Here is a 25,367-nt window from a genome sequence, read left to right as displayed (position 1 = left end):
CTCGAGCCGTAGCTGCAGGCAATAAAAATAGCCGCTTGCTGACAATGATTCCATTGTCGGCAGGTGGCTTGTTTCTTGATTTTATAGAATTTATAAGTTTCACTCGATAAATTCTATAAAATTTCAGGGGAAGAAACTTGCCTCGCACCAAGGACGGCATCAGCCGTTTCTTCTTATCTGTGCATTCTATGTTAGCTGACATCCATGTAAAGCTTCGTGCCGTCGTTATATTGCAAAATGGCCACATCGCGCACCATTTCTACCGATGCGATACGTTTCCACTTTTTCCGGAAATCAAAGTTGTATTCCATCTCCCGAAGTTTGTTCTGAAGCATTTCCAAATAGGTGGTCTGCTCGGAAGGATAGTGGACGGGGACGGTACGATTTTTAAAGGTAATGACTTTTGTCATCGCCAATCACCTCCGATCATGAATTATGTCTATTATAGTCGAAATCCTTTAGTCTCTTATAAAGCCGGAGTCAGGCGATTGTTTGGTTTGCTAACACTTTTCTAACGTTTTTGGCTGGAAATTCCAATTATCTCCAATGATTCTACAATGCTATTATGGGCGATTCAGGCTTACTTCATACTATGTGGGACTGTCAGAAGGGCCAAGACATGAGAAAAAGGCTGCTCCATGTTATGCCGCGTATGCGGGCTAACTTTGGAACAGCCTTTTGTTGAATTATGGTGCCGATTTGATCGTTATATTGCGCGTCATTTCATTCGGCGTGTCAATTGTAACTTCCCAGCCTAAGGCTTCTGCCATAAAGGCAAATGGTACGATTGTCTTACCGCCCATCAGCTCGACAGGATGAGGCAGGGCGACCTTCTGGCCATTGACTGTCGCTTCGGGAGCGTCTACTGTCATCGCAATTTTATGATCGCCTCGGGTTACCGTCATCGTCTTCGTTGCCTGATCCCATACCAGCTCAGCCTCCAACGCGGCGGCAGCCTCCTTGGAAGGGATGAAGAGCGTTTGATCCGGCCCGCGCAAATCCTTCTGCGTAAAGGTCATCGTCTGCTCCAAATCGGGCGCCTTTCTCACCTGTACGCGCAGCAGATCGCCTTCCTCTGTTGCGGCTACGTCCTCGACCTGCGAGCGCAGCCGGTCGATGAACTGCTGGACAGTATCCTCGGTGACCAAATATTTAGCATCGTTGCGACCGATCGCATTGGAAATCCAAGTGTTCACATTCATATTGTGGTGGGACAAGTCTTTGAACAGGTCCAAATTGAAGGTCCATTCATCCTCGGACTGAAAATCATATATTTTTACATTCGGATACTGCTTCAGGCGGTCAAACATCCATTGCTTCATCGTCAACTGCTGCTCATAGCGCTGTACGTTCAAATCGCGCCACACCGCCTGCCGAAGAATGGAGTAAGGCGGATAGTAAATTTTGAATTCGGCCTCAGGGTGCTCTTTTATTAGCGATTCAACATACTTGGTGAAGTTTTCTTGCACGACCTCAAGCGGTTCTTCGTTCATCCCTGTTCTAATTTCGTTGGTTAACGCTTTTTTGTAGAAATTCATTACATATTTTTTGCCATAGAGAACATAGTAGTTCCAATTGTATAGGTATTCCAGCTCCATCATACGCTTGCCGTTCTCGGTAGCCGTAAAACGCTTGAAGAGGCCTTTGGCAAGCTCCTGGTAAGGCGTGACATTGAACCAGTATTTATAGTCGTTCCAGCGATTCTCGTCATACAAATAATGCGGATATGGACCCTGTGCATCAAGGTTTGCTGGTTTAAGGGCAAAGTAGTCGATGCCCCATAGCACCTGCTTTACTTTTCCGGTGCGAAACGCAACCTTGGCGATATCATTTTGCTCCTCGGCATAGGAGCCGCGGATCGACAATTTAATCGACTTGCCGCCCAGATCTTTATTTACGACTGAAGGAATAAAGTTCTCGGTCATGGAGCTGCCGAGAATGATCGTATCGTAATCGTAGTTCTTGGCAAGCCCTGGATTTTGATAGCGTTGTTCATTGGAAAAGACCGGTTTGTACCAGGTTGCTTTGTGATAGAACTGCAAAGGATCGACAACAAACATGGTCAATATTGCGAGTGACGCAAACAAAATGGCGCCGGCCGTGAAGCCTGTTATCATTTGTTTGCTTGCTTGTTTATTGGAAGCCGCACGACGCCGCGGCGAAGTTTTGGGCTTGAGTGTTGAATCTTGAGCTTTCATGGACATTTCGCCGCCTTTCTAGAAGTTGAAGTATAGGAATTCACTAATGCGATTAAAATACAGCAGTGATACGATAAACAGGAAGGCAATGGCTACGCCTGTTTTCCAATTTGGCTTCAGAGCGTTCATTCGTTCCGATGAATTGCGTGCAAAGACTGCGATCGGGAAAAAAACGATAATCATTAATACCGCAGGCAAGAGCAGCTTAAGCGAAGCCATCTGCGGCATAAGGCCGGACATGCCGAACATGCCTTTCAGGATGCGCTCGGCCTGATCATAGTTCGTTGCACGGAAAAAGACCCATGTCACGTTAATAAAGATAAAGGTAATGAACCATGCAACCCATTTGGGCATGCGTATGCCCAGCTTGGTCCATAGTTTATGGATAACGGTGCCTACGCCGTGCATGAAGCCCCAGATCAGGAATGTCCAGCCTGCGCCGTGCCACAAGCCGCCGACAATAAAGACCACCATCTGGTTGGCGAGCATGCGGGCTTCTCCCTTGCGGTTACCGCCCAGAGGGATATAAATATAGTCGCGCAAAAAGCGGCTGAGCGTCATATGCCAGCGCCGCCAGAAATCCTGAATGTTAAGCGCTTTGTATGGCGAATTGAAGTTTTGCGGCAGGCGAATGTTAAAGAGCAGCGCCGCGCCGATCGCCATATCGGTATAGCCGCTAAAGTCAAAATACAACTGGAACGTATAAGATAAGGAAGCGATCCAGGAATCGACAAATTTCGTTGCATTGGTGAAGCCGTCATTCGCATATCCGGCGAAAGAGTCGGCGATGACTACTTTTTTGAACAGGCCCAGGCAGAATACATAAATACCGCGCGAGGCGTTCGTCCAGTTCCATATTTTACTGCGCAGCCGGTCAAATTGCGGCATCATTTCACTATGGTGCAAAATTGGCCCGGCAATCAAATGCGGATAAAAGGTAACAAACAGAACGTAGTTTACAATGTTCGCCTCTCTTGCCTTACGTTTGAAGGCATCTACCAGGAAGGCGATTTGGGTAAAGGTGAAAAAGCTGATCCCGAGCGGTAAAACAAGCTTTAACAATGAGAATGTTGTACCTGTCAGATCATTGATGTTCGTAATGAAAAAGTCGGCGTACTTGTAATAAATGAGCAGCCCGACATTGCCGACAATGCCAAAAGTCAGCAATAATCGACGCTTGCCGACAGCTTTCTCGTTCAAATAAGTAGCTTGTCCATCCGTATCGTCATTGTCCTCCGCGCTTCTGCGCATAAGAAGACGTCCGATCAAGTAGTTGAAGGCGATCGAACCGAGAATAAGCGGTACATACTTAACGTCCCACCATCCGTAGAAGAAGAGGGAGGCAAGCGCCAGCCACACCTTGGCGGCATAAGAGAGACGCATGCGGTTAAGTACAAAGTAGATCAGCACAGTGACAGGTAAAAAGGCAAAGATAAAAATGTACGAGTTAAACAGCATATGCGGCCTAACACTCCTTAACTTCAATTGACGAAATTCGATAACCAGTACATTCACTTATACCATATTTCGCATGGATTCGTCGAATTTCTTTGCTAAAAAATATGAATTTGAGGTAATTCATGCAGCTAAAGAAGTTGACGGCGCAAATATGCGTAAGGTTTAATGAATTTTGGAAAAGACACAAAATAGACAAAAATGAAGTACCCCTAAAACTCGTCGTCTTCCTACACGATAGTACGAAAAACTTAATGCGGCCCTATTTTTAATCTTAACGTTTTCTTAAGTTCAATGATACATGTTCCGTTGCGTGTGATGGCTTAGGCGCAATGGCAAAGCGAACCGTGTGCCTGGCAGTGCCCCAATTTTTAGGGACAAAGACGACAAAGACGACAAAGGCGACAAAGGCGACAGAGGCTACAAAGACGAAAAAGACGACTAAAGGGATTTTATACAGCTAGTTGCTGCTTTAGAGGGCCAAAAACGAAAACTAAATGCAAAAAGTCCATCTAGTTCGGGCAAAAAAGCGATATCGGGTTAAAACCATCGATTTTAACTGCAGTTTTTGCAGCTAGTTTGTCCGTTATTAAGATTTTCCTGAATTTACCTGCATAAAATCCAGTTAGTTTAGACGCCTTCGGAGGTGAACATCTGTCATCGCGGTCGTAGTGGGCTGCACGCGGACCGTAGTTTCGTTATCTGTGAACACATAGCTAAAACGGCTGGCTCGCGGACCGTAGATCCGTTAATCGCCTTAAAACGCCGTAAAAACCTGACGAAATCCATAAATAACGGATCGTCTGTCCGCGAAACCTCCGAACTAGTCGGGTTCCGACAAAATAACGGATCCTATGTCCGCATGACTCACAGTTGCCCGCTTCTGCGAACAAAAAATCGTTGTCCACATAAAATCGACAGCCTCCTTCGTCGCCCTCGCGGGAGCATCAGAGGAATGAAGATAGCACCAACATTGGACGACTTTCAGGATAGTGCTTGACGTGGGGAAAGCTTTTGCGATATATTAATATAGTCGTCAAAAAACTGTTATTTTGTTTGCTGGTGTAGCTCAGGGGTAGAGCAACGCACTCGTAATGCGTAGGCCGGGGGTTCAATTCCCTTCACCAGCACCATATAATGCCAATAATGACGCGGGTTTTCGAGAAATCGGACCCGCGTTTTTTGATATGTGTGGCCTAATCTAACGGATATCACGGCCGCTATTTTCGAAAATTCGACCGATTTGAAATTGTAACGGAACTGTGCGCTGCTATTTGATGATCAGGAGCCCGATTTCGCAAGAAAACGTCTAAATAAGATCGCTCACTTCCGTCCAGATTTCAAAAAGGAAGGTAATTGGCGAAATAAGGTCTGTGGCTTCCGCTTTAGCCCCCTGAACTCCGGTGTTAGAAGAAAAGTTTGGCCATAGTACCTAGCACGTGGATGATGCTATTAGTGGGAGGCATGCCGTTGGGAAGAAAGAAAAAGAAGAAGCCAAACACGCCACGGGCCAAGCGAATGAACCGGCAAGGCCGGCTGCAATCGGCGGTGAGTTGGCTCAAAAAATATAATGGCAAACAGTACATCCGTGGTTACAGAAAGCACTACGGGGTTGACACGGGGACTGCGATTGCGGAACTGAGAATGTTGGGTGTGCCGTTGTCCGATGAAGTGGTTCAAACGGCAAGAGCAAGTGCCGAAGCTTTGGTAAAAGACAAGCAGGCACGTAAAGAGAAGAGGCTGCTGCGTCTCCAAAATGAGGAGCGAATGGTTGATACAGAATCCGATGAGACATACGCTTACATAGCGGGGTATACAGGTTGGGGATTTCCATTCGGCATTACATGGGAGGAGATGGAACGGTTCGCCAATCAGGAAAGTCTTGACCTTACTGTCCCTCCCCGAACCAAGAAGCAGCATATCAACTCAGCGGATGATAGAGGTCGGCCTTATATTGAAGAGCGGGATGAAGAGGAAGTCCCTTTCGATCTGGAAGCGTTCATGCGGTATTATGCGGATTGTATAGATTGAAAAAGTGCCACGCTTCGCTTCATCAGCACTATACAACGCCAATAATGACGCGGGTTTTCGAAAAAAATCGAGCCCGCGTCTTTTGATTTTACCTTAAAAAGTGATAAGAGGTAAATAAAAAACGGCCTCCTTGCTCTGAATATATACAGAGTGGAGGCTGTTGTAATTATTGAATCAATTTCGCCACTTTGCCGGACCGTCGTTCCGTTATCCGTGAACAAACGTGGCAAAAAGGCCGATCCGCAGACCGTGGTTCCGCTATTGGCCCCAAATCGCCGCGAAAATCAGACAAAATCCGCAAATAACGGATTCTCTGTCCGCGAAACTTCTAAATCGACGTTTTTCGACAAAATAAAGGATCGCGTCCGCGCCCCCCATCCAATCGCCTGTATTTCGGCGAAATAAGGGATCGTCTGTCTGTCGCCTGACTTGGCGATTTATTTAGCGCTGTTCGTTTAAACCCGCGCGGCCTGCTCGGCGCCCGGCTCCGTCAAATGCGAAGTACAATGTCCGCAGCGAGTCGCTTGAAGTGGAATTTGCGACAGGCAGAAGGGGCATTCTTTTTCGGTAGGCGCTGCAGGCTCTTCCGGCTTCGATCGGCGCAACGCATTAGCACCTTTGACGATCATGAAGATGCAGAAGGCTACAATTATAAAGTCAATAATGACATTAATAAAGTTGCCATATGCGATAACGACTGCGCCGTTCGCGGTAGCGTCGGCAAGTGTCTTCGGATCTTCAGCTAGTTGTCCTTTATCGAGCGTAATAAATAAGTCCACAAAGTTTACATTGCCCATCAGTTTGCCAATCGGCGGCATAATGATGTCGTTCACAACGGAGGTGACGATTTTGCCAAAGGCAGCGCCGATAATGACACCGACGGCAAGGTCGAGCACATTGCCTTTGACGGCGAACTCCTTGAACTCCTTCAAAATTTTCATCATGCTGTAATACTCCTCTCGTAATCTTGTACGCTCTATTATAACGCAAGGATTCACGTGGTATATAGTGCCTTTGAAATAGAACATAAATAGGTTTTAATTCCTATTTCAGAAAAAAGGATTATCTGGGAAAATGTCGAATTTTACCTCTGTAGCCTATTACATCAGGTAATCGAGGAAGCAATTCATGAGTGAACTTATCCTATCAGATAACTGGATTTTTCTATTGCTGGCTCTTGCTATCAATATGCTGGCATCTTTTACAGTATTTCATATGATCGGGCATCAGAAACAGGCCAGAGCTTTTCGCCAGTATTGGATGCTGAATGGAGCTGCAGTATACGGCTTAGGCTTATGGGTCGCTCAGTTTATTATTGAGTTGGCTACGGATAATATGATTATTATGGACTGGACATCGGTGTTCAAGCTTGTCGTGACGATCATAACCGTTTACCTGGCCTTTCGCTTGCTGCGCTCCGAGAGTATGCATTTGTTCCAGATAATTGGCAGTACCGTCTTGATGATGGCTGCCATAGCGAGTGTCGGATTCATTTGTTTATTAGGCGGCAGTGTTCAAGAGTTTATAATAGATCGCGAGCTTAACATAACTGCCAGTCTAATCAGTTTTTCAGGCACATTTGTTTCATTCTATATTTTTACCAAAAAACAAAGATTCAACTTGCTAGCAGGCATTATTTTAGGAATAACTAGCATGGTTGTGCAGATGCTGAATGTTGATAGCCTTGTAGTCGCTTATGATGTCGTCTTGACGGCGGATCGTTTAAGAGAGTATATGGGGCTGTTAGTTATTGTACTAGGCATTGCTACCGCTATCATTTTCGGCTTCAGCTGGCTTGCCCGTTTCGTCGATCAACGTTATAGCACGATGAATGAGCGATATAAGCTGCTGGTGGAAAACTCAATCGATATGATAGCTATTATTCGCGACGGACGCTGGGAATATGTGAACCGGTCAGGGTTTGCGATGTTCGAAGCGGAGAGCAAGGATGATTTTCTCGGCCGCTCCATCTATCTCTATTTACAGCCCAATTTCCATCATGTGATGAAAAAAATGCTCAGAGAGACGGAGCGGGAGCTGGCACCTGCCCCTGTAGAGCTGGAGTGGTTTACGGTCAAAGGGAGAGCTTTCTACACGGAGGTCGTTCCCGCAAGGGTCAGGTTGCCTGGGACGTTAGCTTATCAGGTCATCATTCGTGACATATCGGAGCGAAAAAAGAATGAGGAGCTGCTAATTAATTCGGAGAAGCTCTATGTAGCCGGGCAGCTGGCGGCAGGCATCGCGCATGAAATTCGCAATCCGCTCACTTCTTTGAAAGGCTTTTTGCAGTTGCTCGCTTCAGGCCGGCACAATAGTAAGAACTATTTTGATATTATGAAATCCGAGCTTAACCGCATTGAATCGATTGTAAGTGAAATGCTGATGCTATCGAAGCCGCAAGTGTACGATTTAACCTGCAATGATGTAAGGCTCGTGATGCGCGATACAGTGACCTTGCTGGAGGCCCAGGCGATCCTTCATAGTATTGAGCTGGATATTTCATGTGGTGACGAACCGCTATGGGTACACGGGGTTGAAAATCAGTTAAAGCAGGTATTTATTAATGTCCTTAAAAATGCTATAGAAGCAATGAGTGATGGCGGCTTAATTCGAATTATATGCATGCGGGAAGAGGAAGAGATTATTGTCCGGATTCAAGACGGCGGGCCTGGCATTTCCGATGAGCAGCTGGCGAAGATGGGGCAACCCTTCTATACGACCAAAGACAAAGGCACCGGTCTGGGCCTGATGGTCAGTTACAAGATCGTGGACAATCATAATGGGCGCATCACGGTTGACAGCGCTCTGGGGAACGGAACGACATTTGACATCATACTGCCTTATAATAGCCCGCAATTGGGGGAAGCTGATGCAGAGTTCGCCAAACAGTTGAAATCATAGAGGCCAGTTCAGTGGTGCGTTATGCTCTTGATGCGCTATAATAGCGTAAGGATGCGGAATAAGCGATACTATAGCAGGGAATTATTTAGGCTTAGAGCAGGTTTATTTCGCAGCCAGAAACATCAGGAGCAATCCGCCCGGCCGCACGTTCGTTTGCGGAGGGTGGAGAAGGAGTTAAAGAAAGATGACGATTGGCGCTCGTGTATTCAAGACAGGGCTTGCAGTAGCATTAGCCGTATATTTAAGCGGATTGTTCGGCTTTGCTTCGCCGATTATCGCTGCGGTTGCGGCAATTTTTACGATTCAGCCCTCGATTTCCCGGTCATGGCAGCATATAAGCGATCAGTTGCAAACGAATGTGTTGGGAGCTGTCGTCGCTTTAACAGCAGTGCGTCTGTTTGGAAATTCGGCAATTGCTGTCGGAATGGTATGTATTATCGTTATTTTAATTAGTATCCGCTTGCGAATGGAAAGTACAATTGGCTTGACGCTGGTTACAGTTGTAGCTGTGATGGAGGCGACTGGTGAAGGCTGGCTGTTTGCCCTGGAGCGTTTTTTAATGGTGTTGACAGGCATGGGAGCGGCATTTGCCGTTAATATACTTGTGTTTCCTCCCCGGCCGCGCAAGCAATTTGCGGAGCAGGTAAAGGAAGCGTACAGCGAGCTGTCATTGCTGCTGCGCATGTCGATTTCGGACGAGCTGAAGGAAGATGTCCACCGCAAGGAAAAGGAGAAGCTCTATCAAACCTTGCACAAGCTCGAGGAGCGGTATAAGCTGTTCGAGGAAGAGCGCTCCTGGCTGAACAACCAGAAGCGCGAAAAAGCGCGTCAGCTCATATTGTCCAAACAGCTGATCAAAACATTGCAGCAAGGGACAGATCTGCTTGAGGTGGTGGAGGAGCATTACTTTGCCGCGCCGGAGTCAGGCAAATGGGCGCAGCGGTTCGATCGCCAAATTGAAGCATTAACGAAGTTTCATGAGCAAATATTGCTGAAAATCGATGGAAAGCTTAAGCATCGCGTAGCCCTTGAGCCTGAAGCGGAGCGGGAAAAGGCGTTTGCTAAGCAGCTGAGCGATTATTTTAATGAAGATCCAGAAGAACGCAAGCGCCTCGTCTTCGTTGCCTCGGCTATTTTTGAATATGAGTACCATCTGCACCGTCTGGAGCGGCTGGCTGAGCAAGTGCTGCAGCGTGATGAGGCCGAGGAACAGAAGGCGGTACAGTCCGGTGCTCAGCAATAAAAAAGGTCGCCCCTTGAGAAGTGACAAGGGGCGACCTTTTTTTGCTCATTGGAGCCTGAGACCGCAAGACGGGCAAAAAATATGCTGCTCTGTTACGGTTACGCCGCATGCGGGGCAAGGCTCGCAGAAGGAGTCGCGCTTGTCCGGATCTGCCGCGGCCGCAGATTGCGCCTCGGCGCTATCTGCCTCTGCTTGCTGCGCGGCTTTTTTGCCGAACAGCGCGGAAACAAAATCGCGCAGCGCCTTGTATTTGTCGGGCTCGTCTACATTGTCGCTATAGTCTGTCATCTGGCGGATGATGAAGATCATTCCAGCGATAAGCGCCACGGCGACCAGAAGGACGACAATTGTCGCCGTTGTGCCAGCCCAGGCGGGCAGCGCTGCTTCAGCCGTGCCAGTATTCATTTCTGCAAGCAGCAATCAGCGTCCCCCCTTGCATCATTTGGCCCGGTTATCCGGTTCGGCGAATGAACGGAACGGAAACCAAATATAGAAAAATCCGATAACTCCGAACAAAATAGCACTGTACCAGACGACGGTGGATTCTCCTTGAGCAGAGGCGATAAAACCGCCAATGACAGGGCCGATCATGCCGCCAATCCCTTCGACCGTAGAGAAAATACCCCATCCGAGGCCGGATTGCTGAGGAGGAACATAGGTGGCGAGCAGAGCGTTCCAGGCTGGCAGCAACGAAGCATAGGATGCGCCAAGTATAGCGGCGAGCAGTAAGCATTGCCACAGCGGCGGTTCAAGCGCAAGCCCGTATAGGCCGGCGGCGATTAAAATAAACCCGATTACGAGAAACCACTTTTTGCCGCCCAGTTTATCGGACAGCCGTCCAAAGGGGATAAGGCCGGCAGCTGTGAAAGCCCCGCCTGCAAGCAGCAGCAGGGAGTATTGCGCTCCTGTCATTCCCAGACGGTTCTGGGCAAAGCTTGGCAAGATCGGAATAAGCATGCCGGCCCCCGCGGTTTGCAAAATCATGCCGGGCAGCAGAAGCTTCATATGTTTGAGACGGCTGCGCAGAATGACGAGCTGCTCCCGAAAAGGAATCGTCGAGACGGTTCTTTCCTGGCGGTTGCTAATAAATAATGCGAGTATCCACGCCAGCAAAGAGAGGATGAGCAGGGCATAATATGTGACGCTGCTGCTGTAATCCATAATGATGTTGCAAATAATCGGACCGGAGCCGAGGCCGACGAGCCAGATCGTATAGAGAAAGCCCATTTGTGTTGCCCGGTTTTCCTCGCTCACCTTTGTTAGACAAACAATCCAGATCGGCGATACGCCTACCCCATACAGCGCGGCGGCAATAATGAAAATCCACGGCTGATAGGAAAACTGCAGCAGCACCAGGCCGATCAAGGAAATGAACAGCCCCATATGTACGATAAAACGGATCGAGAAGCGATCGAGCAAGTAACCGATCAGCATTTTTAGCACAGTATCGATCAAATAATGTGCTGTAATAGCGACGCCAATGACATCAAAATTAAGACCGAGCGTTTTCTGTCCGAAAATGGGAAGGAAGCTGATCAGCACTGCGCCGCGAACAAATTCGACGAGAAACAGGATGACCGAAAATAACGCTACCTCTGTGCCGGCAAGACGCTTTGAATGAGCAGCCACAGAAGACCTCCTTTACAAGGGCTATTTAATCTATAAACGATTGAACATAGCCAGAGTTTCATTAATATTTGGAAAATATGCATAGAAAGCTCTATCTTTGGTTTGTCCCTGGTGAACTATAATATACGTGTCTTGCCTGGAAAAAGCAAAGGATTCGAGCATAAGGGCCGGCTCAGAGCCTAAAGCCGCAAGCCGGCGGGCACGCAATTTAAATCAGCAGGTTGAACAGCAGGGGGTCTTTGTTGAGCTCAATGAACTGATAGCCCTTTTTGTGCATTCTTTCTACCAGCGGCTCATAATCCTCGCGATATTTCAGCTCGATCCCCACTAAGGCCGGGCCGTTGTCCTTATTGTGCTTCTTGGTATACTCGAAACGGGCAATATCATCATTGGGCCCGAGCACCTCATCAAGAAACTCGCGCAGTGCGCCGGCCCGCTGCGGGAAGTTGACCATAAAATAATGCTTCAGTCCTTCATAGACCAGCGAGCGTTCTTTTATTTCTTGCATACGGTCGACATCATTATTGCCGCCGCTCACAACACAGACAACGGTTTTCCCGGCGATCTGGTCGCGATAGAAGTCCAGCGCCGCAATTGGCAGCGCTCCGGCCGGTTCAGCGACTATCGCATTCTCATTGTACAAATCAAGCATGGCTGTACAAGCTTTGCCTTCAGGCACAAGTATAATATCGTCAAGCAGCTCGCGGCACATGGCGAATGTCAGCTCTCCTACGCGTTTGACTGCCGCGCCATCGACGAACTTGTCGATCGAATCGAGTGTCACGACATCGCCCTTCTCGATGGCCCTTTTTAAGGATGGGGCGCCTTCCGGCTCGACGCCAATCATTTTTGTGGCCGGGGAGACAGCTTTGACATAGGCGCCTACCCCTGCGGCCAGACCGCCGCCGCCTACAGTAACAAAGACATAGTCGGGCACGACCTCCATGCCCTCCATAATTTCTTTGCCGATTGTTCCGTTGCCGGCAATAATTTTCGGATCGTCGAACGGATGGATGAAAGCCATGCCGTCGCGTTCACATGCTTCGACAGCCTTGGCATAAGCGTCGTCAAACGTATCCCCTGTCAGAATAACTTCGACTGAGGAACCGCCAAAAAAGGATACTTGCGAGACTTTTTGTCTGGGAGTCGTGCTGGGCATATAGATTTTGCCCGGGATGCCCAGCGCTTGGCAAGAATAAGCGACACCTTGCGCGTGATTGCCTGCGCTGGCGCAAACGACACCGCGGGCCAGCCGCTCCTCGGGCAATGACTTCATAAGATGATAGGCGCCCCGCAGCTTGAAGGAACGCACGGTTTGCAGGTCCTCGCGTTTTAATAACACGGTGCAGCCGTATCTGGCAGATAATACCCGATTATGCTGGAGGGGAGTACGGACAGCCGCTTCTTTAATATGCATCTGCGCTTGGGCAATTTCCGTCATACTGACCATTGATCTTAATTGTTCCATAAGGTGAACTACCGCCTTTCAAAAATATGGAAAATACAAAAAATCCCGTCCCCATAAGGGACGAGATAGAACTCGCGTTACCACCCTGATTCCATTATCGTCTGCAATAGACGACAAATAGCACTTAGCCGCGTACCAACATACGCGCTCCGTGTAACGGCGGATACCGTCTATGCTTAAAGCCGATCATCCCGATCTGGTTCGGCATAGCTTCTCAGGGAGGATACGATGGATTTGCCGGCAAACGTCGAATTTCAGCAGTGATCGACTCTCTGGGGGATGCCTGTACAAACTCGCCTGTTCCCATCAATGAATTTAAAGGTATTGAATAATCTTGTTATACCGCTGTAAAAGACAAATGTCAATCGTTATCTATTGGAAGCTTTAAGAAATTTTTAGCTTATGATGCTATTTACGAGCTGGTTATTATTGAGGTAATGTGGAAGATACATCCTAATGTCAGGAGGGGTTTCATGAAGCCGCGGCAGCGATCCAGGCTGAGATTGGTGGCCGGCAAAATATTTTACACCTGGAAAAGATGGGTGTACTGGTTGTTTGGGGGATTAAAGTTTGCCGCTGAGTTTAAGGAAGAGGAGCTGCCTTTCTCTGTTTTTAGCCATAACACGCCGACTCTCCGTAAGCTGAAGGATGTTGATATGTGGCTCCAGCACAATAAGGAAACGAATTTGCAGCTGGCGGCAGCCTGCCTGGACGGTATCGTGATCAAACCGGGAGAAACAATGTCTTATTGGAAGCTGATCGGTAAGCCGACGCGCCGCAAGGGCTATTTGCCGGGGATGGTGCTCTTTTATGGAGGCTTTAAACCAGGAACAGGCGGCGGACTTTGTCAGCTTTCCAACCTGATCTATTGGATGACCCTGCATACGCCTCTGACGATCGCAGAGCGGCATCGGCACAGTTATGATGTCTTTCCTGACGCCAATCGTACGCAGCCTTTTGGAAGCGGGGCGACATGCGCCTATAATTATTTGGATTTAATGATTCGCAACGATACGAAGGTGAACTTTCAATTGAAAGTGAAGGTGCATGATCATCAGCTGTATGGCGAGTGGCGATCTGCGGCCAAGCCTATGTACAGCTATGAAATTGTGGAGAAGGAGCACCGCTTCAGCCAGCTTTATTGGGGAGGGTATATGCGTCACAATATCATTTATCGCATTGTGCGCAATGCTGAAGAAGAAATCGTGGGCGAGGAATTTGTTGCCGAGAATAATGCGCTTATGATGTATGCTCCCCTATTGTCCGATAGTAATAAGGCGGACGGAGAAGGCGCTTAAGGTTGATCCGGACTTGAGAATGATCGGTTTTGCAGAAATAAAATTTATTCCATAGGAAGCGGACAAGTAGGAAAGCGGATAACTACTTGGCCGCTTCTTTTTGCTGCCTGCGGCTTACGGCATGATCGCTTACGCAGCGACATATAATGCAATACGATAATCTACGTCAATGTTTGCAAATGCGCGGTTGAGACAAGAAGGAAGGGAGCTGACTTGCATGGCACAGCGTCATAAACAGAGCGGCCGCTTTGTAATAGACGATTGCGACCCGGATGGAGTGGCGATTCCGGAAGAGCTAGCGCTGGCAGAGCAGGCGGAGGCGGCTCTCATAGCTGCTCAGAGCTTTATACGCAAAGAAATTCGGCCACATGTGCTGCAAGTCGAGGCGCCGGATTATGAACAGATGAAGCGCTGGATGCGCAGAGCGGGAGAACTGCAGCTGCTCGAATGCGCTATAACGGGCAGAGAGGGCGGAGTTGGCCAATATACAGGGCAAGCGGTACAACTTTCCGAGACTTTTGCCGAGGCTGATTATTTTAGCTTGTCACTCGATGCTCATATTCATTTGGGAATTGCAGCGATTGCTTTTTTTGGTACAGAAGATCAGAAAAACCGCTATCTGGCCGACTTGTGCAGCGGCAAAAAAATTGCTGCCTACGGCTTGACCGAGCAGCGGGCAGGCTCAGATGCGCTCAGCATCAAAACGACGGCAAGGCTGTCTCCGGATAAGCAATTTTACATGCTGCACGGTACAAAATTATATGTCACTAATGCAGGGATTGCAGAGCTGTTTATTATTTTTGCCAAGGTCGACGGCGACGACTTTACCGCCTTTCTCGTCGATCGCTGTTCGCCCGGGCTGCACATCGGAGCGGAAGAGCGGACGATGGGGATGGAGGGCGCATCGATATGCCCGGTAACACTGGATTCGGCAGCAGTACCGGTCTGCAACGTATTGGGTACTGTAGGCAAAGGACATCACGTCGCTTTTAATATATTGAACTATGGGCGCTTTCATCAAGCGGCAGGCTGTCTGGGCAGGCAAAAACTCGCGATCGGTCTCGCTGCTCAATATGCTATCCATCGCAAGCAGTTTGGCCGGATGCTCGCCGCTTTCCCGCTTATTGCCTGCAAGCTGGCCGAGATGAACACGGCTGCCTACGTCACAGAAAGCATGCTGTACCGAATGGCCGGAGAGCTTGATCAAGCGGCGCAGGATGTAGGGACGGATGCTGCAGCGGCCTTCAAGCTATGGGATGAGTATGCATTAGAGTGCTCGCTTAACAAAGTATTCGCCTCGGAGGCGCTGGCCAAAATCGTCGATGAAGCGGTGCAAATATATGGCGGCCGCGGCTACAGCCGCACTTATGAAGTAGAACACCTGTACCGGGCGGCCCGATTGAGCCGCATATCGGAAGGGACAAATGAAATTAATCGAATCCTGGTTCCAGGCATGCTGATGAAAAAAGCGCTGAAGGGCGAGCTGCCGCTGCTGCGCAAAGCTCGTCAGCTGCAATCCGAGCTGGCACAGCCGGAGCCGCCACCGCCATTCGCGAAGCCGCTTGATGGCGAGCTGTTCCGGATTCGGCAGGCAAAAAAGGTTTTCCTTGCTGTGGGCGGGCTTGCTGTGCAGAAATACGGTTTGTCATTGGAGCAGGAGCAAGAGATGCTGGCGATGCTGTCGGACATGATTATAGCGGTCTATGCGATGGAAAGCGCAGCGCTCAGAACAATCAAAAGAATGCGCCGCGCGGCTGACAGCGAAACTGAGACGAAGGGGCTGCAAACCGCAGTTGATATGACCGTCGTCTGGGTATATGAAGCGATGGAAGAACTGGAGGGGAAGGCGAAGCGGGTGCTTGCGTCCCTCGAAACGGGAGAAGAGCTGCAGGTGCAGCTAATGATATTGAAAAGGCTGCTGCGGGCGCCGCTGCCTAACATTATTCACCTGAAACGAAACATTGCGGCATCTGTCATTCGCAACGGTCAATATGTCACTTAGGAGGCGAAGAGATGGAGGAGCGTTTTGGAAGCGGCAAGCCGTGGCATCGCTTTTATCCGGAGGAGGTTTCACCTGATATAGAAATACCGGATGAAACGGTACCTGATCTGTTGCGTCAGGCGGCGGCCAAATATCCTGAGCATATCGCTCTAACCTTTTTCGGTAAAAAATTGACCTATCGCAAGCTGCTGGCGGATGCCAATCGAATGGCTGCTGCTCTGCAAGGCTTGGGCATTCAAGAAGGAGAGCGGGTCGCGATTATGCTGCCCAATTGTCCGCAAATGGTCATCACATATTTCGGAGCATTAATGGCCGGCGCCATCGTCGTGATGACCAATCCATTGTATGTTGAACGCGAGCTGGAGCATCAGCTTAAAGACAGCGGCGCGGCGGCGATCATTACGTTAGACGCCTTATATCCGCGATTAGCCAAGGTGCGCGGCAATGAGCCGCAGCAAGGGCCGATTCCGGCTCTGCGCCATATATTGATTACGTCTATTCAGGACGCCCTTCCTTTTCCGAAAAATATACTTTATCCCCTTAAACAACGGAGGCAGACCAAAACCCGCCCCGCGCCTATTCCATACAGAACAGGCGGTGTCGTATCTTATAAGCGTTTGTTAGCCAAAGCGCCGGCAGCTCCGAACAGGATTTCACTTGACCCGGCGGCTGCAATTGCGCTGCTGCAATATACCGGAGGAACGACGGGACTGGCCAAGGGCGTCATGCTGACACATCGCAACCTGGCGGCCAACGCCAGACAGACCGCAAGCTGGTGCTATCGTTTGCGGGATGGCCAGGAGCTTTTTTTGGCCGCGCTGCCAATCTTCCATGTATTTGGATTAACGGTATTAATGAATTTGTCTGTACTGCGTGCAGGCACGCTAATTTTATTGCCCAAATTTGAAATCGAGAAGGTAATGGAAACAATCGACCGCCTGCATCCGACTGTCTTTCCGGGAGCGCCTACCATGTATGTGGCTGTAAACAATTATAAGGAGCTCCATCGTTACAATTTAACGTCGATTGAGGCTTGTGTCAGCGGTGCGGCCCCATTGCCGCTTGAAGTGCAGGAGCAATTCGAGGCGCTTACGGGTGGAAAGCTGATCGAAGGCTATGGATTGACCGAATCCTCCCCGGTAACGCATGCGAATCCATTGTGGGGAAAACGAAAAATCGGGACAATCGGTCTGCCGCTGCCGGGAACGGATGCCAAAATTGTCGATGAAGCCACTGGCGAAGAACTGCCCCCTGGCGAGGTTGGGGAACTGATCATACGCGGTCCGCAAGTGATGGCAGGCTATTGGAACCGTCCGGAAGAAACGGCGGCAGCGCTGCAAAATGGATGGTTATATACCGGAGATTTGGGCAAAATGGATGAAGACGGCTACTTCAGTATCGTTGACCGTAAAAAAGATGTTATAATCGCCGGCGGCTTCAACATTTATCCGCGTGAAGTCGAAGAAGTGCTTTATGAGCATCCGGCTGTAAAAACAGCGGCTGTCGTCGGTGTAAAGGATCAATACCGCGGAGAGACGGTTAAAGCTTACATTGTATTAAAGGATGGCGTAACGGTTTCGGCGGCGCAGCTCGATTTATGGTGCCGGGAACGGCTTGCGGCCTACAAAGTGCCCCATCAATATGCTTTTCGCGATCAATTGCCGATGTCGCTTATCGGCAAAGTGCTAAGACGCAAGCTGCTTGAGGAAGACGAAGCGGGAAATTAGGATTAGGACCTTCAGGCGAAGGGCTGTTAGCCAGAGTAACAAAAATGTTACATTGTTACAATTTTGTAGCAGCCCCTTATTACGATTGAAAGCGTTCTCTGAATCCCCTATACTTAACCTATAACTGGAAGTTGGCTGGAAAAGGGGGAGAATGATGATATGGTAAGTCCGTGGGTAACAACGCTTGTAATCGTCTTTGGTATTATCGTAGCCGTTGCCTGCGTAGTGGCTTACTTGCGTATTTATCGCAGCAGTGGCGCTGAGGAAATGGCTCAAAAGGCAGAGCTGGAAGCGACATCTGACTGCAAGAGCAAGGCTGCCAATCCGGCGGCTCGTCGTTCAGAATCTATACAGAAGGATGAACTTTAAGCTGTTTTTTAAAACGAAAGATCTTGTTCGCTTTTATCTTTTGTTCAGAAATGTTATAATTGAACGACAAATGCAAATACTCTGTCCCTTTTTTGACATCGAGGCGTCTGAATTATCCGGCAATTTCCAAAAGAAATGGGTACCCAGCGTCGGAATCAACATCCGTTCGCATTTCGTAGATGGATTGTTAGGACCACTAACCGTTAATGGGGAGGGGATTTCATGGCGAAAAGAAGCCATAATGAAGTCAAAGAAAGTTTGCGGGAACTAACAAGAATTTTTCAACCTAAAGATCCGCGAAAGTTCGTCCGGGAGTATGTGCGCAAGTACCGGATTACGGGCGGATATGAGGAGGAGCTTACATCCTTGGTCGAGCATGAGATGGGCAAGATGCGCTCATCTGTAGGTTAGATATGGAGGGGACTGTCCCGCCAGTTATCGATTGTACGCAATCGGTAGCTCGGGAGAGTCCTCTTTTTTTGAAAAATGGCTCAAATGTTGTATTTTGTGCAACAACAGTGCCTAATGGTACTTCGCTCCAGAAAAACGCCGCCGCTGGAACTCATGAGCGATAAGTTCATTTCTCGCATAGTCGAGGTCACATTTGGCCTATTGTGCTGCAGCAGCAAGAAGCGCCATACTTAAAGGACAACAGGCAGTGAGATCATTTATGGCATATGCAGCGGAGGAAAGACATGTTGCCGGGCAAAATGCGCCTCTCTACAATAATGGATAACAGCGCTTACATTTGAGGAAGCTGATCATTCAAAAAAAGAGGCGCGTACTACAATGAGTCAAACGATGAAGTCTGCGGAGGTTTGATTCCGATGAATAGTTTCCGCTATTGAATAGCGGCCGGCGGTAGTCATCCGGCTTCCTGGCCGCATAATGGAACAATGCAAGTATGAAAGGGACGCTGCTTTCGCTTCACATTAAGCAACGTTCCTTTTGCATTTTTATAACCTCGCTGCAAGGCTGCCTGCGACATTTGTGCGATCAGATTGGGGGATGCCTATGCTGTTTAGTCGTTCCAGGCTGTTTTGGAAATACTTTGTGTCCTATATTTTTGTGCTTATCATCCCGTTAGTTACGATCGGGGCATTTGTGTTCAATACGTTTTCAGGCTATATTGCCGCCGAAACGATCGAGACGAACCGCAACATGCTGACCCAAGTGAAAAATATGATCGATACGCGTTTTAAAGAGCTTGAAAATATCGCTTTTCAAATTTCCGCCAACCCGGATTTGACGCCGTACAAGCTCAAAGAAAGCGCCTATGAAAAGATCCGCGGCGTAACGGCGCTGAAAAATTATATGAGTACGACCGGATTTATTCATGACCTGTTTTTGTATACACGAGGGGATCAATTTATTTACTCGCCATCAAGCACCTATGTGGTGGAGAGGTTTTTGGAGTCCAAGTATAAATATAAACATTGGTCTGCCGATGACTTTCAAGAGGTGCTGCAAACGGCGGCGATGCCGACGATGCGCCCTACGGAGGATGTCGTCGTTATGGAAATGGACAACCGGGCCAAGGCGGAACGGTTAATGACGCTTATTGTGCCGATCCCGGTGCATGAATCTACGCCTTACGGAACGTTGCTGTTTCAGGTGAAGGAAACGGTCATTAGAAGCTTTATTGACGAAGTGTTCGGCAAGTATGAAGGCAATAGCATTGTGTTTGACCAAGACGGCAATGTCATCACTTCTTTGCAACCGGATGACTCCATCTATACGGAGCAATTACAGCGCTTTTATGCTGCAGGTATGGCAGAAACTTCGGAGCCCATAACGATCAATGGCGAACCGTTTTTATTTTCAAGCGTGCAATCAGACGTTGTTCACTGGACCTATGTCACCTTGATTCCAACGAAGGAACTGATGAAGACCGTTTCCGAGATGCGCTGGAAATCGATGGCCGGACTGCTGACTGTGCTCTTGATCGGCAGCGGAGCCACGTTTTATTTTTCGATCAAGCACTACAATCCGATTAAGCAGCTGAAAGATTTTGCCGAAAATAAGTGGGGCAAGCGGGCAGGCAACATTAACGAAATCGAAATTGTCCGACAGGTCATTGACAGCATCTCCGACGATAATACGAATTTGGCCAATCAGGTGATGAGCAGCAGACATGCGCTAAAAGACTATTTGCTGTTCAAGCTGATTAAAGGGCAAATTTACAATATGGCAGAGTTTAATTCGCTCGGAAAAAATGTAGATCTCGTCTTTACAAAATCAAGCTTTATGGTCGCCGTCTTCTATTTGCATATGACGGAAAAAATATTGAATTTTAAACATGAGCGCATGGTTTCATTTTTGGAGGAGCAATTACCGGGAGATGTCGAGGGCTACGCCAAGGAAAGCATGGACTACAATGTTGTCGTGCTGCTGCTTGCGATGGAGCCGGAAAATAAAGAGCGGGTCGAGCGGCAAATCTCTAATCTGAAAAACAATATTAATGATGGCTGGAATTTTCATGTCACAGTAGGCATCGGCAGTTTGTACGATGATTTATCGATCGTCGGCAAATCGTATTTGGAAGCGATGACAGCGCTGCAGTACCGGTTTATTTCCGGCAATAACCGGGTTATTCGTTTTGCTGATATTGACAATAAGGATTTTGCGCTCAGCGATTATCCTACAAGAGAGCTGGAGCAGCTGGGTGCGGCGATCAAGCGCGAGGATATCGAGGCGATAGGCGAGGCGATTCGCGCAATTACGCATATCATTCATCATCATCAGCTATCGATTTTTGTGGCGAGAAGCTTGTGTTATGACGTCATTAACACCGTTATCAAAACCGTGGTAGATATGAACGACAATTACTTGTCCGATGACGGAGAATATCCGGATGTATTGACCTTGATGAAGTTCGATACGATTGAGGAATTGGAGGACGCTGTGCTCAAACTGTGTGAGCGCATCTGCGCGATGATCCGCAGCAAGCGGAGCAACCAGAGCAGTCTTATGCAAAAGCTGGAGCAATATTTGGATCAGCGTTATTGCGATCCGGCTGTTTCCGTGCGGGCAACGGCGGAGACGGTTGGTGTGACCGCCTCTTATTTAAGCCGGTATTTTAAAGAGCAGACAGGGATGACGCTGACGGAATATATCAATGGCAAACGGATGAAGGCGGCAGAAGATTTGCTGAAGCACTCCGATGAATCGATCCAAAATATCGTCTACAAAATCGGCTATTACGATCAGTCCAGCTTTATCCGCAAATTTAAAAGCAAAAACGGTATAACGCCGGGAGATTTTCGGAAAATGTATCGGCCATAGCCGGCTGCGTCTATGCAGCAAGTGAAGCAACCAGGATATTTGCTGCATAGGCGGGTTCATATTTTGCACATTAGCGGCTAGGTCATATCTGGCCTATCGTTCTGCAGCAAAGACATATTGCGGGCAAGTGAGCGGGGGTATAGCATGAGGACTATTACAAGCGCTTACAAAATACGGGCCCGGCAAGCGCCAGTATACTGGAGAGGAATGTGCTGCAATGAACAAGACAGGATACTTTTATAAGAATTATGAGCTGTACCTTTTTTTGCTTCCTGCCGTAGCGTTTATTCTGATCTTCCATTATGCGCCTATATACGGGGTGCAAATTGCTTTCAAAGATTTTGACCCGGTAAAGGGCATTACAGGGAGCGACTGGGCAGGCCTCACCCATTTCCAGCGCTTTATTGAATCTCCATATTTTTTTACGGTATTAAAAAATACGGTCATCATCAGCCTCTATACGTTATTAATCGGTTTCCCGGCACCTTTAATATTCGCCCTGCTAATTAATCAATTGACGAGCAAGAAGTATCGGCGCTTTATTCAGACGGTTACGTATGCCCCGAACTTTATTTCGATGGTCGTCATCGTCGGGATGATCTTGCTCTTTCTTTCACCTTCCAGCGGCTTGGTGAATCATGTGATTCAACTTTTCGGCGGCGATCCGATTCATTTTATGGCCAAACCGGAGCTTTTTAGTACGGTTTATGTGTTATCTGAAGTATGGCAGACGACAGGATGGGGGGCCATTATTTATTTGGCGGCCTTAAGCGGCATTAATCCGGAATTGCATGAGGCAGCGATGATGGACGGCGCAAGTAAAATGAAACGAATCAGGCATGTGGATTTGCCGGGTATTGCGCCCACCATCGTCATCCTGCTTATTTTCAGCATGGGCAATGTACTCTCCGTCGGCTTTGAGAAGATTTATTTGATGCAAAATTCGCTTAACATTTCTTCATCGGAAATAATTTCGACCTATGTGTATAAAGTGGGCCTGCAGGGAGGCCAATTCAGCTTCTCGGCAGCGGTAGGGCTCCTAAATAATATCGTTAACTTTATTTTGCTCATTGCAGTCAATCAAGCGGCCCGAAAAGTTTCAGAGCATTCGCTTTGGTAAGCCGAAAGTGGGGGAAAGCAGTGAACTTTTTAACGAAATCCAATTCAGATCGTTGGTTTGATATAGGCAATTTTATCTTTTTGACCGGCGTGCTGCTCATTGTGATGTATCCGCTTTATTTTATCGTAATTGCTTCATTCAGCGATCCGCTGCTCGTCAGCGGAGGACAAGTGTTTCTGTGGCCTAAAGACATCACGTTTGAGGGCTATAAGGGGGTCTTTCAAGATGTGCAGCTGCTGACCGGTTTCCGCAACTCAGTCTTTTATGTTGTGCTGGGGACGATTATTAATTTGCTCCTGACGCTGCCGGCCGCGTATGCGATGTCGCTCCCTCATTTGAAGGGAAGAAGCGTTATGACCTTTTTGTTTATTTTTACCATGTTCTTTCAAGGCGGGCTAATCCCGACCTACATGATTGTGAAAGATCTGGGTATGCTCAACACGATTTGGGCGCTCGTCATTCCCAACGCATTAAGCGTATGGAATCTGATTATTGCCCGCACCTTCTTCCAATCGACGATTCCGAAAGAAATGCGGGAGGCGGCGACTGTAGACGGCGCATCTCACACCCGGTTTTTTATATCGGTAGTACTGCCTGTATCGAGCGCGCTGATTGCAGTGATGGTGCTGTTCTACGGCGTTGCGCACTGGAACTCTTATTTTAATGCCCTTATTTATTTGCGGGATAAAGCATTATTCCCGGTACAGCTCGTCCTGCGAGATATACTGGTGCAAAATACGGTCGAAATGTCGCTCATTAAAGACCGGGAGCTAATTGAGGAAAAGCAGTTGTTGGCCCAGTCAATGAAATACGCGGTTATTATTTTTGTCAGCATTCCTGTGCTTGTGTTATATCCCTTTTTGCAAAAGTACTTTGTCAAAGGGGTTATGATCGGTTCGCTGAAAGGATAAGCGGCTGAGGCCCGGGATCAGCAGACAAATAATATACAATTCAATCAAGAAAGAATGGGAGGATGTAAAGATGAAAAAGAGGGGTTATTTATCGCTTGCGCTCGCTTTATCGCTCTCCGGCACCACCTGGCTGGCCGGCTGCTCGGGCGGCGAAGGCGGCGGGACAACGCCATCGGCAGAGGGCGGCAACCAGGGAGGCGGCAATGGCGGAGGAGAGGAGCGCCAAAAAGAAGGCAATCTGTATTTGACCGGACTGCCTGTCGTTGAGAAGCAGTACAAATTCAAAGTGTTTGCGCCAGCGCTGCTAATTGATCCGAATGATGTGAAAATATTTCAGGAGCTGAACGAAAAAGCGAATGTGAAGGTAGAGTGGGACATTCCGGCCTGGGAGCAGCAAGCGGAGAAGCGCAACCTGATGTTTGCCAGCGGCGATTATGCCGATGTTGTGGCGGGATGGGGGCTGTCCGCTGCCGATGTCATGAATCGCGGGCCAAAGGGCATCTATATCCCGCTTGAAGAGCTCATTGATAAATATACGGTCAATATTAAGCAAATGCTGGAGGAGCGGCCAGACGTCCGCAAGGCGCTTACGACACCGGACGGCCATATTTATACGTTGCCGATCGTCGATACGCAACCAAGCACGACAGCTGTCATGCATATTAATAAAAAATGGCTCGATCAGCTCGGTCTGCCAAAGCCGACGACGACAGACGAGCTGTATGAGGTGCTGAAGGCGTTCAAGGAGAAAGACCCGAATCAAAACAATAAGCAGGATGAACTGCCGCTTTCGTTCATGTTTAACGGTTCGGGAAATAACGACCAGTTCGGCATGTTCGGCTGGTTCGGGCGTATTGACTCCCACAAGCATCTGGTCATTGAAGGGAAGAAAGTGCTATATACCGCCCAGCATCAGGAATGGAAGGATGCGCTCAAATACTTCAACAAGCTTTGGAGCGAAGGGCTGATCGATCCCGAAGTATTCACGCATGACGTGCAGCAGTACGAGGCGAAGGGAAGACTGGAGCCGGAGCTTTACGGCGTCATGTCAAGCTGGGACGGATATACCGCCGTCGGCGACGAGCATATGAAAGATTATGAGATTCTGCCGCCGCTGCAAGCGGACAACGGTACGAAACCGGTATGGCCGGGCGGCGACCCGGGAATCTTCACCTCGATGTTTGCCATTACTTCGGCCGCAGAGCAGCCGGAAGCAATTTTGAGATGGCTGGATGAGTTCTTTATTACGGGAACGGCAGAATCGCTCAGCCCGTATTTCTACGGTCCGGAAAATGAAGGCTGGGCCCGGAATGAGCAGGGGAAATTTGTGCTGACGCCGGTAGAAGGATCGCTGGACAAATGGGGCGTTATTTCCGGATTCCCTTCTTATCTGAAGAAGGAAGCGCGCGACAATCTCTATTTGAAGCCGGGTACTAGAGAGCATTACAAAAAAGGCGCCATCGCGGAAGCATACGCGCCTTATGTCAGCCAGGAGCAGGAGCCGCTAAGCTACCTGTGGCTGACGCCGGAGCAGCAGACAGAAATATCGGTTATCGAGACGGATTTGTTGAAATATACAAATGATACGATGGCCAAATGGATTACAGGCGGCGCGGATATTGATGCCGAGTGGGATAAATTTCAGCAAAAGCTGCTGGATATGGGCGTAGAAAAAGTGCTGGGCGTCTACCAGACTGCCTTGGACTCCTACAATAACGGATAAAAAGCTG

Annotated in this window: 19 protein-coding genes and 1 tRNA gene; 13 read left to right on the top strand and 7 right to left on the bottom strand. The window is 48.5% G+C overall.

The window, feature by feature from the left end; translation table 11 throughout:
* Positions 1-191: 191 nt before the first annotated feature.
* The 3 genes from ACFQ0N_RS08470 to ACFQ0N_RS08460 all read right to left on the bottom strand — a co-directional run bounded on the left by ACFQ0N_RS08470 (position 192) and on the right by ACFQ0N_RS08460 (position 3,656).
* On the bottom strand, positions 192-410 hold the full coding sequence (locus ACFQ0N_RS08470; protein ID WP_379324825.1) for a hypothetical protein: 219 nt from the start codon (positions 408-410) through the stop codon (positions 192-194).
* 276 nt (positions 411-686) lie between these two features.
* Positions 687-2,198, bottom strand: a complete 1,512-nt coding sequence (locus tag ACFQ0N_RS08465) for a copper amine oxidase N-terminal domain-containing protein (protein WP_379324823.1) — start codon at positions 2,196-2,198, stop codon at positions 687-689.
* An 18-nt stretch (positions 2,199-2,216) separates the two neighbouring features.
* Positions 2,217-3,656 (bottom strand): MBOAT family O-acyltransferase, encoded by a 1,440-nt coding sequence (locus ACFQ0N_RS08460; RefSeq protein ID WP_379324821.1) that lies wholly within the window; start codon positions 3,654-3,656, stop codon positions 2,217-2,219.
* Positions 3,657-4,711: 1,055 nt separating this feature from the next.
* On the opposite strand from ACFQ0N_RS08460, the gene ACFQ0N_RS08455 reads away from it, so the two are divergent.
* Together ACFQ0N_RS08455 and ACFQ0N_RS08450 are read left to right on the top strand one after the other, a co-directional pair.
* Positions 4,712-4,786: transfer RNA gene (locus tag ACFQ0N_RS08455), tRNA-Thr, on the top strand.
* Positions 4,787-5,123: 337 nt separating this feature from the next.
* Complete coding sequence (locus tag ACFQ0N_RS08450) at positions 5,124-5,684, top strand: hypothetical protein (protein ID WP_379324819.1); 561 nt, start codon at positions 5,124-5,126, stop codon at positions 5,682-5,684.
* 455 nt (positions 5,685-6,139) lie between these two features.
* On the opposite strand, the gene mscL is transcribed toward ACFQ0N_RS08450, so the two are convergent.
* Positions 6,140-6,628, bottom strand: a complete 489-nt coding sequence (gene mscL / locus ACFQ0N_RS08445) for a large conductance mechanosensitive channel protein MscL (RefSeq protein WP_379324817.1) — start codon at positions 6,626-6,628, stop codon at positions 6,140-6,142.
* A 184-nt stretch (positions 6,629-6,812) separates the two neighbouring features.
* Here mscL and ACFQ0N_RS08440 point away from each other — a divergent pair, with 184 nt between their 5' ends.
* Positions 6,813-8,585: an ATP-binding protein gene (locus ACFQ0N_RS08440; RefSeq protein WP_379324815.1), complete on the top strand. Its 1,773-nt coding sequence runs from the start codon at positions 6,813-6,815 to the stop codon at positions 8,583-8,585.
* Between the two features lie 184 nt (positions 8,586-8,769).
* Positions 8,770-9,828 (top strand): FUSC family protein, encoded by a 1,059-nt coding sequence (locus ACFQ0N_RS08435; protein ID WP_379324813.1) that lies wholly within the window; start codon positions 8,770-8,772, stop codon positions 9,826-9,828.
* A gap of 45 nt (positions 9,829-9,873) precedes the next feature.
* Here ACFQ0N_RS08435 and ACFQ0N_RS08430 read toward each other — a convergent pair whose 3' ends face one another.
* The 3 genes from ACFQ0N_RS08430 to ilvA form a co-directional block, all read right to left on the bottom strand.
* The gene (locus ACFQ0N_RS08430) at positions 9,874-10,248 is read right to left on the bottom strand and encodes a zinc ribbon domain-containing protein (protein ID WP_379324811.1); all 375 of its coding nucleotides are present in this window, start codon (positions 10,246-10,248) and stop codon (positions 9,874-9,876) included.
* A gap of 18 nt (positions 10,249-10,266) precedes the next feature.
* Positions 10,267-11,457 (bottom strand): MFS transporter, encoded by a 1,191-nt coding sequence (locus ACFQ0N_RS08425; RefSeq protein WP_379324809.1) that lies wholly within the window; start codon positions 11,455-11,457, stop codon positions 10,267-10,269.
* A 208-nt stretch (positions 11,458-11,665) separates the two neighbouring features.
* Positions 11,666-12,925, bottom strand: coding sequence for a threonine ammonia-lyase IlvA (ilvA, locus tag ACFQ0N_RS08420; RefSeq protein ID WP_379324807.1), 1,260 nt, complete (start codon positions 12,923-12,925; stop codon positions 11,666-11,668).
* A 473-nt stretch (positions 12,926-13,398) separates the two neighbouring features.
* On the opposite strand from ilvA, the gene ACFQ0N_RS08415 reads away from it, so the two are divergent.
* The 9 genes from ACFQ0N_RS08415 (at position 13,399) to ACFQ0N_RS08375 (ending at position 25,360) form a co-directional block, all read left to right on the top strand.
* Positions 13,399-14,223: a VanW family protein gene (locus ACFQ0N_RS08415; RefSeq protein WP_379324805.1), complete on the top strand. Its 825-nt coding sequence runs from the start codon at positions 13,399-13,401 to the stop codon at positions 14,221-14,223.
* Positions 14,224-14,440: 217 nt separating this feature from the next.
* Positions 14,441-16,225 (top strand): acyl-CoA dehydrogenase family protein, encoded by a 1,785-nt coding sequence (locus ACFQ0N_RS08410; protein ID WP_379324803.1) that lies wholly within the window; start codon positions 14,441-14,443, stop codon positions 16,223-16,225.
* An 11-nt stretch (positions 16,226-16,236) separates the two neighbouring features.
* Positions 16,237-17,952 (top strand): long-chain-fatty-acid--CoA ligase, encoded by a 1,716-nt coding sequence (locus tag ACFQ0N_RS08405; RefSeq protein ID WP_379324801.1) that lies wholly within the window; start codon positions 16,237-16,239, stop codon positions 17,950-17,952.
* Between the two features lie 159 nt (positions 17,953-18,111).
* Positions 18,112-18,321, top strand: a complete 210-nt coding sequence (locus tag ACFQ0N_RS08400) for a hypothetical protein (RefSeq protein ID WP_379324799.1) — start codon at positions 18,112-18,114, stop codon at positions 18,319-18,321.
* A gap of 222 nt (positions 18,322-18,543) precedes the next feature.
* Complete coding sequence (locus ACFQ0N_RS08395; protein ID WP_379324798.1) at positions 18,544-18,732, top strand: hypothetical protein; 189 nt, start codon at positions 18,544-18,546, stop codon at positions 18,730-18,732.
* Positions 18,733-19,335: 603 nt separating this feature from the next.
* A complete protein-coding gene (locus tag ACFQ0N_RS08390; RefSeq protein ID WP_379324796.1) occupies positions 19,336-21,606 on the top strand; it encodes a helix-turn-helix domain-containing protein in 2,271 nt (756 codons plus the stop codon).
* Positions 21,607-21,823: 217 nt separating this feature from the next.
* Positions 21,824-22,726 carry an ABC transporter permease gene (locus ACFQ0N_RS08385; RefSeq protein WP_379324794.1) on the top strand — a complete coding sequence of 301 codons (903 nt, stop codon included), beginning with the start codon at positions 21,824-21,826 and terminating at the stop codon, positions 22,724-22,726.
* Between the two features lie 20 nt (positions 22,727-22,746).
* Positions 22,747-23,637 carry a carbohydrate ABC transporter permease gene (locus tag ACFQ0N_RS08380; protein WP_379324792.1) on the top strand — a complete coding sequence of 297 codons (891 nt, stop codon included), beginning with the start codon at positions 22,747-22,749 and terminating at the stop codon, positions 23,635-23,637.
* Positions 23,638-23,707: 70 nt separating this feature from the next.
* Entirely contained in the window at positions 23,708-25,360 is a 1,653-nt protein-coding gene (locus tag ACFQ0N_RS08375) for an extracellular solute-binding protein (protein WP_379324790.1), read from the top strand.
* Positions 25,361-25,367: the final 7 nt, after the last annotated feature.

This window comes from Paenibacillus sp. GCM10027626 (assembly GCF_042676285.1).
GTDB lineage: Bacteria > Bacillota > Bacilli > Paenibacillales > Paenibacillaceae > Paenibacillus_Z.
Note: the sequence above shows the minus strand (reverse complement) of the source record. Positions and strands in the feature narration are given on the sequence as shown.

Coding starts and splice junctions, on each gene's coding strand:
- ACFQ0N_RS08470 (WP_379324825.1), bottom strand. CDS start 410: ATGACAAAAGTCATTACCTTTAAAAATCGTACCGTCCCCGTCCACTAT.
- ACFQ0N_RS08465 (WP_379324823.1), bottom strand. CDS start 2,198: ATGAAAGCTCAAGATTCAACACTCAAGCCCAAAACTTCGCCGCGGCGT.
- ACFQ0N_RS08460 (WP_379324821.1), bottom strand. CDS start 3,656: ATGCTGTTTAACTCGTACATTTTTATCTTTGCCTTTTTACCTGTCACT.
- mscL (WP_379324817.1), bottom strand. CDS start 6,628: ATGATGAAAATTTTGAAGGAGTTCAAGGAGTTCGCCGTCAAAGGCAAT.
- ACFQ0N_RS08440 (WP_379324815.1), top strand. CDS start 6,813: ATGAGTGAACTTATCCTATCAGATAACTGGATTTTTCTATTGCTGGCT.
- ACFQ0N_RS08435 (WP_379324813.1), top strand. CDS start 8,770: ATGACGATTGGCGCTCGTGTATTCAAGACAGGGCTTGCAGTAGCATTA.
- ilvA (WP_379324807.1), bottom strand. CDS start 12,925: ATGGAACAATTAAGATCAATGGTCAGTATGACGGAAATTGCCCAAGCG.
- ACFQ0N_RS08415 (WP_379324805.1), top strand. CDS start 13,399: ATGAAGCCGCGGCAGCGATCCAGGCTGAGATTGGTGGCCGGCAAAATA.
- ACFQ0N_RS08410 (WP_379324803.1), top strand. CDS start 14,441: ATGGCACAGCGTCATAAACAGAGCGGCCGCTTTGTAATAGACGATTGC.
- ACFQ0N_RS08405 (WP_379324801.1), top strand. CDS start 16,237: ATGGAGGAGCGTTTTGGAAGCGGCAAGCCGTGGCATCGCTTTTATCCG.
- ACFQ0N_RS08400 (WP_379324799.1), top strand. CDS start 18,112: ATGGTAAGTCCGTGGGTAACAACGCTTGTAATCGTCTTTGGTATTATC.
- ACFQ0N_RS08395 (WP_379324798.1), top strand. CDS start 18,544: ATGGCGAAAAGAAGCCATAATGAAGTCAAAGAAAGTTTGCGGGAACTA.
- ACFQ0N_RS08390 (WP_379324796.1), top strand. CDS start 19,336: ATGCTGTTTAGTCGTTCCAGGCTGTTTTGGAAATACTTTGTGTCCTAT.
- ACFQ0N_RS08385 (WP_379324794.1), top strand. CDS start 21,824: ATGAACAAGACAGGATACTTTTATAAGAATTATGAGCTGTACCTTTTT.
- ACFQ0N_RS08375 (WP_379324790.1), top strand. CDS start 23,708: ATGAAAAAGAGGGGTTATTTATCGCTTGCGCTCGCTTTATCGCTCTCC.